We start from the raw sequence: 12,753 nt of genomic DNA, 5'->3' as shown, positions 1-12,753 counted from the left end.
CATTTAACATCGAAGATTAACCACTTGAACGACATAAATCACATCCGAGGTGTTTGATGTCGATATATTATGCTAACTATTGTAAAGTGCGATCGAACTCAATAAGGGCACCGTTCTGTCCTTAGATCATAAATCTGACAAGAGGCTCTTTTATGACGCAAGCCCCTCAACGCCTACCTAGCTTAATTCAAGTAATTATTGCTCTAGGCTTGTTTTTGTTACTCGCGTTTTCGTTTACAGCTCAACTCGATCTCCCTATCCAACTAGCCTTATACATTGGCTGGTTCATCATTATTGTGCTCGGTGTTCGTTTAGGTCACCAATATAAAGAATTAGAAAAAGCAGCACTGAATGGTATTTCTAATGGTTTAGGTGCCGTGTTGATACTTTTAGCTGTTGGCGCATTAGTTGGTACTTGGATCTCCGGCGGGATCGTGCCGACCATCATTTACTACGGTCTTCAAGCAATCCATCCTTCTATTTTCCTTCTTGCAACGATGATCATCTGTTCTCTCACCGCTTTAGCAACTGGAACCTCATGGGGTGCAGCTGGTACCGCGGGGATTGCCATGATGGGGATTGGTCAGGGTCTTGGCGTTCCAGCACCAATCACCGCTGGCGCAGTACTTTCAGGTTGTTACTTTGGTGACAAAATGTCGCCATTATCTGATTCCGTTATTCTGGCGTCTTCGATGTCTAACGTTGAAGTGATGGAGCACATTAAAGGTATGCTGCCGATAGCGCTTATCAGCTACGTGATCACGGGTATCATGTTTACCTTATTTGGTTTCCACTATGCGGGTAACGTAGACATGTCTCAAGTACAAAGCGTGATTGAGGCGATGGAACAGCAGTTTTACATTACCCCATACTCTTTTGTGCCAGTGCTGATTGTACTCGGCTTGCTTGCGATGAGAATGCCTTCGTTTCCTGTAATTAGCTTTGGTTCATTGCTGGGCATCATTTGGGCTGTGATGATCCAAGACGTAGACTTCTTGCAAGCTTTCAATACCGCATGGGCACCTTACAATATTGAATCTGGCGTTGGCTTCATTGACTCAATCTTAAACCGAGGCGGCATGTCCTCTATGCTTGGTTCTGTAGCCGTGATTGTCTTTGGTCTCGGGTTTGGTGGATTGCTAGATAAAGTGGGTGTGCTTGAAACCATCGCAAAACTATTTGAGCGCCGCGTGACAAGCGCAGGTTCACTGGCAACCAGTACCATTGGTACTGCATTTATGGGCAACGTTTTTGGCTCAGCTATGTATGTTTCACTCATCCTGACCCCTAAAATCTGTGCCAAGAACTATGACCGTTTAGGCTATCAGCGTAAGAACCTATCACGTAACGCTGAATTTGGTGGCACGCTCACCTCCGGTATGGTGCCATGGAGCGATAATGGCATCTACATGGCGAGCATTCTAGGCGTTGCAACGCTCTCATATGCCCCCTTTATGTGGCTAAGCTTTGTCTGTATTTTGGTGACCATTTTTACCTCTTACATGGGTTGGTTTGTTGATAAATGTGAACCTACTGCACCAGCAGACAGTGCTGAACAAGCACCGGTTCTCAACCAACAGTCAGCCTAGCAGAGTATTGCAAAGGTCATTGAACTAAAAAACCATTAAAAAGAGCTCAACTGAGCTCTTTTTTACTACAAGCAGAATCACCATTTAAAGCTGACACGATAGAACTGGCTTATCGTTTTCTTTGATCAAGGTAGTGTTGCGCACTGGCTATAGCGGCCGCTAATTGCGTTGTTAATAACCCCAATTGCTTCTCCGTAGGTCGTTGCTTCTGGCTAAGTCGCAACTCTATTTCTGACGCTATCTGCTTGAGAGAACGGCAACCAAGATTGCCCGCGACGCCTTTCAGGCTGTGTGCTCGGCGCTGCGCCTCCTCCAAATCAGAATGCACCAATCTTTTCAATTCAGTGGCATCATGCTGATGATCTTGTATAAATACGCTCAACAGCAGAGTGACAGACTCAACATCGCCATTGAGAGTTATGAGCATGGATTCAATATCGATGGCCAAATCATCAGAAAGATCCGATGTTTCCACCTGTGGTTCTTCTTTAGACAAAACACGACTGGGATTCATCTCAGATGACGCATCCTCTTTCGCAGCACTGGGAACTTTATTAACATGAGAACGAGTTAAAACTGATGACCGAAACATCAACCAACCCAGCAATAGCATAACACCACCACTTAACCCCGTGACAAGATAAGCATAGATGTTTAAAAGACGATGGTATTGGTTTTCAACATGGATAAGCTGATTGTAAATAGAGTGATTGATTAAATTGTCGACCAAACGTGCACCTTGGGCGTATTGATTCAGTAAATCAGACGCTTGTGCTAATGTCTGCTCTAACTCTTTTTTCTGAATGGCTGGTAAAGATTGCCCATCCACATAGAGTTTATCTAATGCTCGATAGATGCCCGGATTTTGCTCAGTGTCACTGAACATCGCTTCAAATACATAAGCGCCTAACACCACATACATTTGCTTGAGTTGTTCTGGATTAGTGGGATTATCGCGCAGCACTTGTAGGCGTTCAACCAAGGGTTGAATATTAAGCTCAATCGACAAATACGATTTGGTCAGTGTAATATAGCGATCAGTCACATGGAGCAATTGCTGAATATCTGGTCGCCATGAAAAATCTCGGTGCTCAACTTCCAGCTGTAGCCTAAGTGAATAGAGTAGCTGCACATTCAGCGCGATATCATTCGCTCGCGTCGAACGATAAGGCTCTTTAAAATAGAGTGAACTTTTAAGTTCTTCAACACTGTAATGTAACTCTTTCACCGCATGCATGGCTTGGTAGCTTAAATGGCTTTGCCAAAACACAAGACCAACGGAGATTAACCAACCAAACAGAATCACTCCATACGATCTCACGCTGAATCGTTTTGATTTCTTTTGCCCAAACACTGTGATTACCAATTTGTATTTGTAATTAATACAAGCATAAACCTAAAGTTTGGACCGTGCTGAGTTGTACATCGGGAGAAAAGACAAAAAAGAGAGCCATATCAAGCTCTCTTAGTGGTAAACGATTAACGCTGACGCGTTAACTGTTCTCTTAAATTCGGTGGCGTGCCTTTGATGGTTAACGTGTCGCTTTCAGGATCATAAAAAATACGCTCCCCCAATAATAAGCTATCAAAGCTCACATTCAAACCGCCCCCTGCACCGACAAACTTGGTCAGTTTACGCACGGTAGAACGATCACCAGGAAAGCTCTCTTCCAGTTCATAGCCATGTGCCTGCGTATATTCGAAAAAACCCGTGCCGTCTTGGCTAGCAGGTAATTCACCAGACAACTCACGAATATGAACCTCTTCACCGGCTTTAATTTGCTCATTGCAGTAATCGTAAACCTGCTTCTTGTAACCGATCGCTTCATCTTTTTCTAGCTTAGAATCCGTGCAAAAATCCTGTACCGCTTGCATCAGTACTTGATTTTGCACTTTGGTATCTAACCCGACATCGGCTTGCAGAAAATCAAGAAAGAAATCCGACACTTTTCGACCAACGCGACCTTTGATATAGGCAAGGTAGCGGTTTGAGTTTTTGTCCGTTTCAAAACTTGAGAGGTCAAGACGCGCTGCGATATCCATTTTGTTGATATCAAGATAATCTGTCGCGCTAATGTCGAGCCCCTCTGTTACTTTCAAACTTTGGTTGAGAGGTAAAAGCCCAATAAATAGGTAATCGGTAGCCAGTGACTGATATTCGGCCATCACTAAGATCCCTTCATCAGCAAACGGATACTTTGATAATTCATCTTTCAGCCGTTGAGCACTGATTTGTGAAAAATCGTAAAAATCACGCTCACCTTGACGAAGTTCTTGCAACCAAGTTTGAAAATCACTGTCCGACTTAAACGAACCAAAACCTTTGCTCGCTTTCGAATTAAACACGCGATGCAACTCAGCCACTAAATTTTCGGCAGACGTATCATTATCTAAAGATTGAGAGCGGTATTTAACAACCAACTCATCTTGCTCATTTTTGCTTAATTGGTGCAAAATCACGTTGGAAAGGTGAAGACTCATAGTGAAATTATCATCGTTCTGGTTTCAGTTGTAAGGCATTGTAGGTTATCATAAGCCGCTTTTACTATCATCATTAGAGTCTTTATGCCTATTACATCTAAATACAGCGACGAAAGAATTGAAAATATCCTGACAGAAGTTGCTGCCATCCTCGCTAAACATAGTGCTTCCCCTGAGCTTACTCTCATGATTGCGGGAAACATTGCAACGAATGTCTTAAACCAAAACGTTGCCGCTTCACAGCGTAAGGCGATTGCGGAAAAATTTGCTCAGGCATTGATGTCGTCTTTAGAAACTACTACTCACTAATAGAATGCATAGATAGAAAATCACATGGCAGATAGCGAAAATACATACGGTGAACGCGTATCACGGTTGGTTGGTTGGGGGCATTGGTTTGCTTTCTTCAATATCATTGCAGCAATGCTTATTGGTACTCGATATATCGTACAATCACCATGGCCTGAAACCTTGTTGGGGCAGTTTTATTTAGCTGTGTCTTGGGTCGGCCATTTTGGATTTTTGGTCTTTGCACTCTATCTGCTGGTTTTATTCCCTCTGACATTCATCATTCCGTCGCGCAAACTATTTCGCTTCGTGGCGGTCTGTTTTGCAACGTTAGGACTCACACTCTTATTAATCGATACCCAAGCTTATCAAGCAATCAACCTGCACTTAACACCGATTGTATGGGAACTGCTTTTTAGCGATGAGACCAGCGCTATCACCGCCGACTTACAGCATCTGTTTGTGGTCATGCCGCTCATTTTCCTCTTACAACTTGGGCTTTCGGAGTGGGTTTGGCGTAAGCAGCGAAAACTATCGCATAAACACGTTGGCCGGCCCATCGCGGCGGTATTTTTCATTAGTTTTATTACCAGCCACCTTATTTACGTTTGGTCTGATGCGTATTTAGAAACATCAGTGACCAGCCAAAAATCAAACTTCCCGCTCTCCTATCCAATGACGGCAAAATCGTTCATGGAAAAACACGGTCTATTTGATCGTGATGTGTACTTAAAGCGTTTGAAGGATAATGAAGAGAACCTTAACATTGTTCGTTATCCTCTTGAGCCTCTTCAATTTGGCCGCAGAGCAAATAATCTCAATATTTTGCTAGTGAGTGTCAATAATTTAAGAAGTGATGTGCTGACAGCTGAAATCATGCCCAACACTTACCAATTTGCGACAGAAAATTTGAAGTTTAATAATCATTACAGCTCGAGTAATGACATGTTTGGGATCTTTGGCTTGTTTTATGGATTACCAAGCAGTTATGCCAACGCCATTCGTTCACAAGGTACCCCTCCGATACTGATAGATGTATTGAAAAAACAGAATTATCAGTTTGGCCTCTTTAGTGGCGATAATTTTGACGACACCTTATACGAAGAGACGATTTTCCGCACTTTAACGGTCTCTAAAGCTCCTTTTGATCAAGAATCGAGCACAGATAACCAAACTATACAACGCTGGCATAAATGGGTATCCGAGCAAACCGAACAACCCTGGTTCAGCTATTTGGAATTGACGACCGTTGATAACTTTAATGACTTTGACCCTCGGTCAATTAAAGGTAGTGCCAGCGATCGCCTGCGTGCTGGTTACAATAACTCGGTCAATGCAGCCGACCAAGAAATAGGCCTGCTGCTCACTAAGATTGACGAATTACAATTGCAAGACAATACGCTGATTGTGATCACCTCAAATCATGGCGCGGAGTTTAACGAGACAAAAACCAACAGTTGGGGTGCTAACAGCAATTACAGCCGATACCAGTTACAAGTGCCGATGATCATCCATTGGCCTGGAAAAATGGCAGGGGAATACTCACACCGTTCAAGTCACTTAGATTTTTCAGTCACGCTTTTACAGGATCTGTTAGGTGCTTCATCCAACCCCATTGAATTTAGCAGTGGTAGAAACTTGTTTGATGAAAACAAAAGGAAGTGGATTTTAGCCGGTGATGCCCGTGAATTAGCTTTGATTACCGATACCCAAACGACTCTCATTGATAAATTTGGCAACTTCAAGCTGTTTGATGAAAACTATCAACGTCAGAAAGACTCTAGCCCAGCGTTACCAGTACTGATGCAAGGCTTAACTGAATTGCAGAGATTTTACGCCAAAGATAATTAAATCAGGTCGTTAGCAAGATTATCTCTTGACGCTAAAGGGATAAATGATTAGATTACGCCAATCGGACTGTAGCGCAGCTTGGTAGCGCACCGTCATGGGGTGTCGGGGGTCGGAGGTTCAAATCCTCTCAGTCCGACCATACACCTAAAAAAAGAGAGCTTCGGCTCTCTTTTTTGCTTTAGTATCTGATTTTTAGTCTGTTTGAACTAACAGTGGCGCAACTTTGGTTGGGTGAATAACAACGGCAATAGATTTTGATGTCGGGGTATCACTAAAGTCCCCTTTACTGCTCAATGGAATGAGTGCATTTGCCTCAGGGAAATAGGCCGCTACGTTCCCTTGAGGAATTACATAGGCGACCACTTTGAAGCCCAAAATTTCACGTTTAATACCATCATCCCACAGTGTCTCAATATCGACTCGTTCACCCGCTTTTAATTGCAGCTGCTCAATATCTTTTTCATTCATGAAGATGACATTACGTTCGCCAAATACACCTCGGTAACGATCATCCAAACCGTAAACCGTGGTGTTGTACTGATCGTGCGAACGCATCGTCTGCAACACAAAAATCGGTTTCTTGGTCATCTGCTGAGTTTTAAGCGGAACGATAGATTCAGGAAGTGCATTACTGCTTATCTGCGCTTTTCCTGTGGGCGTTTTCCAATTAAATTCACGCGCTGAATTACCAAGATAAAAACCGCCAGGCCCTTTGAGCCGCTGATTAAAATTGGCAAATCCTGGGATAATCTTTTCAATCAAATCTCGAATGTTATCGTAATTATCGGCCATGGATTGCCAATCGATTGGATTTCCCTCCCCTAAGGTCGCTTTTGCCATTCCTGCGATAATGGCAGGCTCTGAGCGCATCATCTCTCCTGTAACATCAATTCGCCCAGAAGAGGCATGAACCATGGAGAATGAGTCTTCAACGGTAATTTTCTGTGGCCCCTGAGCCTGAATATCAATATCTGTCCGACCTAAACAAGGCAGGATCAACGCATCCTTGCCCGGGTTGACATGACTCCGATTCAGTTTAGTAGCAATGTTTACGGTCAAATTACAGTTTTTCATTGCTTGTGCGACACGCTCGGTATCGGGCGCAGCAGCAACGAGGTTTCCTCCTAAACCGATAAAAACTCTACTTTCACCCCGTAGCATCGCCTCAATAGCATGAACTACATTATGGCCATGCGCTTTTGGTGGCGTAAAGCCCAGTACTTTTTCAATATTGTCGAGTAGAAATGCAGGCGGTTTTTCATTAATTCCAACTGTGCGGTCACCTTGCACATTTGAGTGGCCACGGACAGGACATACCCCAGAACCATCCTTACCAATTTGGCCAAACAGTAATTGTAGATTGACCAACTCTTGTATGGTTGCCACCGAATGCTTATGCTGAGTCACCCCCATTGCCCAAGTTACGATCACGCGTTTAGCGCCTTGGTAAATATCTGCCACCAGCTCTAGATCTTGTTGCGTGAGCCCTGATTGTTCAATAATACTTGACCACGACGTAGCCTGTACCATGGCTAAATAAGACTCCATCCCTTCGGTATGCTGGGCAATGAAATCAAGGTCGAATATCGATTCACCGCAGGCCTGTGCTTGCTGATGACGAGCCAGAAGAATTTTCACCAAGCCACGAACCGCCGCCATGTCTCCGCCTAATTTAGGAGTGAAATAATGGCTAGTGGTCGGTGTTGAACCATTGCTTAACATTTCAAAAGGATTTTGCGGGTTAGTAAAACGCTCCAATCCTCGCTCTTTTAAATTATTAAACGCAACAACCCGAGCGCCACGCTTATAGGCTGACGCCAGTGTTTCCAACATACGAGGGTGATTCGTTCCTGGGTTTTGTCCAAATAAAAGAATCGCATCGGATTCTTCAAAATCCTCAATAGTCACAGTTCCCTTACCAATGCCAATCGAGCGAACCAAGGCGACGCTCGTAGCTTCATGGCACATGTTTGAGCAATCAGGAAAATTATTGGTACCAAACCGGCGCGCAAACAACTGGTATAGAAATGCAGCTTCATTACTCGCGCGGCCTGATGTATAAAATTCCGCCTGATTTGGACTAGCGAGTTGATTGAGGTGTTGTGCAACCAGTGCAAACACCTCATCCCAGCTGATTGGCTCATAGTGATCCGTTTGAGCGTTATAGCGCATTGGTTCCGCTAAACGCCCTTGAGATTCGAGAAAATAGTCACTCTGCTTATTGAGCCAAGTGACCGAATATTGCTTAAAGAAATCCGCCCCAACGCGTCGAGAAGTGGCTTCCCAGTTGACGGCCTTAGCGCCATTTTCGCAAAAACGAAAACGCCCTGGGACATGTTTTTCACCCCAAGCACAGCCCGGACAGTCAAAACCATGGTCTTGGTTGGTTTTTAAAAGATTGGAAATATTTTTGGCAACATTATGACTTTTCAATAGATGATGCGCGGTGCTTTTTAGCGCTCCCCAACCACCAGCCGAACCGGTATATTGTTTAATACTCATATTCTTCTTCTCACTCTTTCACTGACTGCAAACGTGCATGACCATGGTATATATTGAACTGATTTTTTTTGATAAAACCAATCAGTGTCATATCGAACTGACGCGCCATATCGAGCGCTAAACGTGATGGCGCACCAACAGCCACCACCACTGAAATGCCAGCAATGGCCGCTTTTTGCATTAACTCAAAACTCACTCGGCCACTAAGAATCAATACCCCTTGCGGGTGCCAACGTTGCTCACTCAAAATTCGACCAATCAACTTATCCACTGCGTTATGGCGGCCCACATCTTCGGCAACGGCAATCAACTCGCCATTCACGAAGTAACCCGCACCATGCACCGCCCCCGTTTTTGCAAACAGTGGTTGATGAACAAGAAGCAGATTAGGAAGCGCAATAACAACATCAGAAGAGAGCCATTTCGGGCTATCATCAACACGAATTTCTCGCCTCAAACTCAAGGCTCGGATGGATGTCATACCGCAAATGCCACAGCTCGACTGGCTCATATAACGACGGGCCTGATGCTGAATCACATCAGTGTATGGATGATTGAGCGTGACCAACCAGTGATTCTGGCCATGGCGTGATTCGTCGTCAACCAATTCCATATTGAGTATATGGTCATATGAATCGATCACTTGCTGCGTGTAAAGTAAGCCACCGATGAGATGAGCATCGTCACCGGGCGTTCGCATTGTCATGCTCCACTCTTCGATATGCAGCTTGTTAGTAATCGTATCATTCCATTGCAAACTGATTTGTAAAGGCTCTTCAATAGCAAGAATATCGTATTCATTTTGAAACCCTATTTTGGAATCAAAACGTTGGCGATAAATGCGTTCAGTCCCCTCAGGTTGAGCATCATGAGGGTCATTGGTTGTCGTTTCTTCTAGCATGGTTCTTTTTATTGACTGATTTCAATCATCAGCATAGGTGAGTGCAAGATAAACTCCTGCAAACACTCTGTACTTAATGATTGGAAATGGAAGCAGTGCCTTAAACACAGGAAGCTGCAAATTACTCCTCACCTTGCGCAGGGTCAAGAAAGCCATCTTTTGGCTATGGTTCAGGTTTAGTACCATTTCCCTGCCAGTTTTAGCTTGTTACCCGTCATTCCCAGAGGTTTAAGTATTATATGAACATAAAAGCATAAAAAAGAAATAACATTCCATTTATGAAACTCTGGTAGCCTGATACTACAAGAGAGCATCAGGCTCTTGGTAAACCGTTGCTAATACATAATCGATTATTTCTGTATAAACATCGTAAGAATTCACCGTTAAGCCAGCAACCAAATAAAAAATGCGCCATAACGAAGTACGCATTAATGTACGTTTTTTCTCCAACAAGGCGCTAAGAATCAAGCTATTAGTGGAAAATTATCGTCAATTGTATACAAAACCAGCAAACGATCGACTCAAGACTTTACAAAGTAAAATGGCCTCGCTATTATGCGCACCACACGGAGAGATGGCTGAGTGGTTTAAAGCACCGGTCTTGAAAACCGGCGATGGTTAATAGCTATCCTAGGGTTCAAATCCCTATCTCTCCGCCACTTTTAAGAAAAGCCGCTGTTTTTACAGCGGCTTTTTCGTATCTGATTAACATCATTTTCTCATACTGATTTTTTATTCCACGCACCAGTTGCCATTCATTAGATAAGTACCCTCTCCATTCATCACATACCAAAGGTGTATTTTTTAGAAACTGGCATCAAATATGCTTCCCATTATTCAACGGTTATGTCGTAATTAATGGCATGGTTAGAGAGGAGAAGTGTATGAGCCATCTCTATAAGATTGAATCCTACAGTGAAGAAGCGGTCAGCTCGATTGCCCAGTTTATCCGTTCTAAAGGTGGAAGATGCTGTATTGCTGGTTTTGCCGTGATAACAAGCCACCCTTTTCAAGAGCGCGAGGCGTGGCGTTTACTGCCACTTGTCGGCAAAGTGACTGATAATGTAACCGATTGGGATACCAGCCTTTTTTATCGAAAATGTGATAATTAGCTCGTCAGGTCGGTGAACATCTTACCTAATTCGCAGGCCTCAGCTTGCTTAGCGACCGATTCTTTGATGTCATTTTATTGAGCCGAATTACGTTGATAACGAGTGGTTTTGCTGGATTTACGTGTCTTTCGTTTGAATGCAGGGCGCTCCACTTTAGGCAATGAGCGAAGCGACTCTGGCACTGCACCCGATTTCGCCTGTTCCATGATCTGAATAATGCGCTCTTGCAGCACTTGCATAAAGGGTTGATACGCTTGCCCACGTTCAGCCATCGCTTGCAATTGATGCTCCCAATGGGCGGTCATATCAGGATAAGTTGATTCATTTGGCAGCGCATGAATTAAACCCCTTCCCGCTGGCGAGCTTAGAATCAGCTTACCTTGACGTGTTAAGAGTTGCCGCTTGAATAAAGTGTCAAGGATCCCCGCTCGCGTCGCTTCCGTACCCAAACCATCGGTTTCACGTAAGATTTTTTTCAGCTCTTTATCTTCAACATAGCGAGCAATTCCCGTCATCGCTTGTAGTAAAGTCGCTTCAGTAAAATGACGAGGAGGCTCGGTTTTTCGATCGTGAATCTCCCCTTCTCGACACGTCAGCACCGTCCCTTTACTCAGTGGTGGAACGGTATCGACTCCGTTCTCTTCTTCATCGACTTTGCCTAACAAACTCTTCCAACCGGTGTCAACCAGTTGTCGCCCTGACGCAACAAAAAAGCCACCCGCAATATCAAACACCAGCTTGGCTTCCGCGTACACGGCGGCGGGATAAAATTGCATCAAGTATTGGCGCGCAATCAATTGGTATATTTTCATCTCATTTCCCGACATGGCATTGACGGATACCTGCTTTGGTGTGGGAATAATGGCATGGTGCGCGTCCACTTTCTTATCGTTCCATGCTTTGGATTTAAGAGCTAAGTTTGCGCCACTGACCGCCGTTAACAACTCTTTGGCGTTGCACGCGATAGCTTGAGTTACTGACGAAGCTTGAGCGTAATGTTCTTGTGGTAAGTAACGACAATCTGAACGCGGATAGGTGATTAATTTATGCTTCTCATACAGAGATTGGCAAGTGTCTAACACTTGCTGGGCGCTCATTGCAAAGCGCTTCGCTGCATCAATTTGCAGTGCAGATAAGGAATAAGGTAACGGCGCGGCTTGCTTAGTTTGCTTTTGTTCGGCTTCAATCACTGTGGCGGGTTGCCCTGCGATGCGCTGTGCGACATTTTCCACCAACTTGCGGTTTAAGACTCGCCCTTCTTCATCTTGCCACGGCTGGCAAGCATCGCTGGGTTTCCAGCGCGCACGGATATCAAACGCCACTTGATCAGTTTGATAAGGGATTAACGCATGTAATGTAAAATAGTCTCGCGGGATGAAGTTTTCTATCTCCTCATCCCGACGTACCACAAGCCCTAGAATAGGGGTTTGTACCCGTCCAACCGACAAGACACCTCGATAGCCCGCTTTCTGCCCCAGCAAAGTATAAGCCCGTGACATATTCATGCCATACAACCAATCGGCTCTTGAACGCGCGAGCGCTGAAACCGATAAAGGGATGAATTCGCGGTTACTGCGCATCTGTTTCAGTGCACGCTGCACGGCTGGAAGGTTTAAATCGCTGATCAGTAGCCGCAATGCTTGCTCTTTTTTACTTTGGCTTACTTTGCAATAATCAATCACTTCATCAACTAATAGTTGCCCTTCGCGATCCGGGTCTCCTGCATGGATAATTTGCGATGCTTCTTTCAAAAGCTGACGAATCACAGTCAACTGTTTGCTCGATGTTTTGCGCGGTCTAAGCTGCCACTGTGAAGGAATGATAGGTAAGTCGAGTAAATTCCACTTTTTATAGCGTTCATCATAAACATCCGGCTCAACTTGCTCGAGTAAATGCCCAATACACCAAGTAACGATGTCACCATTCGCACAACGAATGAAACCTTGATCTTTCTTGTGTGGTTTCGGCAGAGCATCGGCTATAGCGCGCCCTAAGCTGGGCTTTTCAGCAATGAATAAACGGGTCATAA

Annotated in this window: 9 protein-coding genes and 2 tRNA genes; 6 read left to right on the top strand and 5 right to left on the bottom strand. The window is 44.4% G+C overall.

The features are described 5' to 3' along the window. The first annotated feature begins 152 nt into the window (after positions 1–152). Positions 153–1,589: a Na+/H+ antiporter NhaC gene (nhaC, locus tag AACQ21_RS09740; RefSeq protein ID WP_017048541.1), complete on the top strand. Its 1,437-nt coding sequence runs from the start codon at positions 153–155 to the stop codon at positions 1,587–1,589. Between the two features lie 109 nt (positions 1,590–1,698). Here nhaC and AACQ21_RS09735 read toward each other — a convergent pair whose 3' ends face one another. Next, positions 1,699–2,895: an Hpt domain-containing protein gene (locus tag AACQ21_RS09735; protein WP_105976541.1), complete on the bottom strand. Its 1,197-nt coding sequence runs from the start codon at positions 2,893–2,895 to the stop codon at positions 1,699–1,701. 173 nt (positions 2,896–3,068) lie between these two features. After that, positions 3,069–4,070 carry a nucleoid-associated protein YejK gene (gene yejK / locus AACQ21_RS09730; protein ID WP_017042553.1) on the bottom strand — a complete coding sequence of 334 codons (1,002 nt, stop codon included), beginning with the start codon at positions 4,068–4,070 and terminating at the stop codon, positions 3,069–3,071. An 84-nt stretch (positions 4,071–4,154) separates the two neighbouring features. Between yejK and AACQ21_RS09725 the strand changes: the two genes are divergently transcribed. The 3 genes from AACQ21_RS09725 to AACQ21_RS09715 all read left to right on the top strand — a co-directional run bounded on the left by AACQ21_RS09725 (position 4,155) and on the right by AACQ21_RS09715 (position 6,348). Then, positions 4,155–4,379 (top strand): YejL family protein, encoded by a 225-nt coding sequence (locus AACQ21_RS09725; RefSeq protein ID WP_013856392.1) that lies wholly within the window; start codon positions 4,155–4,157, stop codon positions 4,377–4,379. Between the two features lie 24 nt (positions 4,380–4,403). After that, positions 4,404–6,209 carry a DUF3413 domain-containing protein gene (locus AACQ21_RS09720; protein WP_105976540.1) on the top strand — a complete coding sequence of 602 codons (1,806 nt, stop codon included), beginning with the start codon at positions 4,404–4,406 and terminating at the stop codon, positions 6,207–6,209. A 62-nt stretch (positions 6,210–6,271) separates the two neighbouring features. After that, positions 6,272–6,348 (top strand) — tRNA-Pro (locus tag AACQ21_RS09715). Between the two features lie 53 nt (positions 6,349–6,401). On the opposite strand, the gene AACQ21_RS09710 is transcribed toward AACQ21_RS09715, so the two are convergent. Beyond that, a complete protein-coding gene (locus AACQ21_RS09710; RefSeq protein ID WP_105976539.1) occupies positions 6,402–8,711 on the bottom strand; it encodes an FdhF/YdeP family oxidoreductase in 2,310 nt (769 codons plus the stop codon). A 10-nt stretch (positions 8,712–8,721) separates the two neighbouring features. Further along, positions 8,722–9,612 carry a formate dehydrogenase accessory sulfurtransferase FdhD gene (locus AACQ21_RS09705; protein ID WP_094146882.1) on the bottom strand — a complete coding sequence of 297 codons (891 nt, stop codon included), beginning with the start codon at positions 9,610–9,612 and terminating at the stop codon, positions 8,722–8,724. Between the two features lie 568 nt (positions 9,613–10,180). Here AACQ21_RS09705 and AACQ21_RS09700 point away from each other — a divergent pair. Together AACQ21_RS09700 and AACQ21_RS09695 are read left to right on the top strand one after the other, a co-directional pair. After that, a tRNA-Ser gene (locus AACQ21_RS09700) sits at positions 10,181–10,271 on the top strand. 225 nt (positions 10,272–10,496) lie between these two features. Then, a complete protein-coding gene (locus AACQ21_RS09695; protein WP_026028272.1) occupies positions 10,497–10,724 on the top strand; it encodes a hypothetical protein in 228 nt (75 codons plus the stop codon). A gap of 74 nt (positions 10,725–10,798) precedes the next feature. Here AACQ21_RS09695 and AACQ21_RS09690 read toward each other — a convergent pair whose 3' ends face one another. Further along, on the bottom strand, positions 10,799–12,751 hold the full coding sequence (locus AACQ21_RS09690) for a DNA topoisomerase III (RefSeq protein WP_105976538.1): 1,953 nt from the start codon (positions 12,749–12,751) through the stop codon (positions 10,799–10,801). Positions 12,752–12,753: the final 2 nt, after the last annotated feature.

This window comes from Vibrio sp. V01_P9A10T6 (assembly GCF_963877065.1).
Taxonomy (GTDB): domain Bacteria; phylum Pseudomonadota; class Gammaproteobacteria; order Enterobacterales; family Vibrionaceae; genus Vibrio; species Vibrio anguillarum.
The sequence above is the reverse complement of the archived record's forward strand: the minus strand, read 5'-3'. Positions and strand labels throughout refer to the sequence as shown.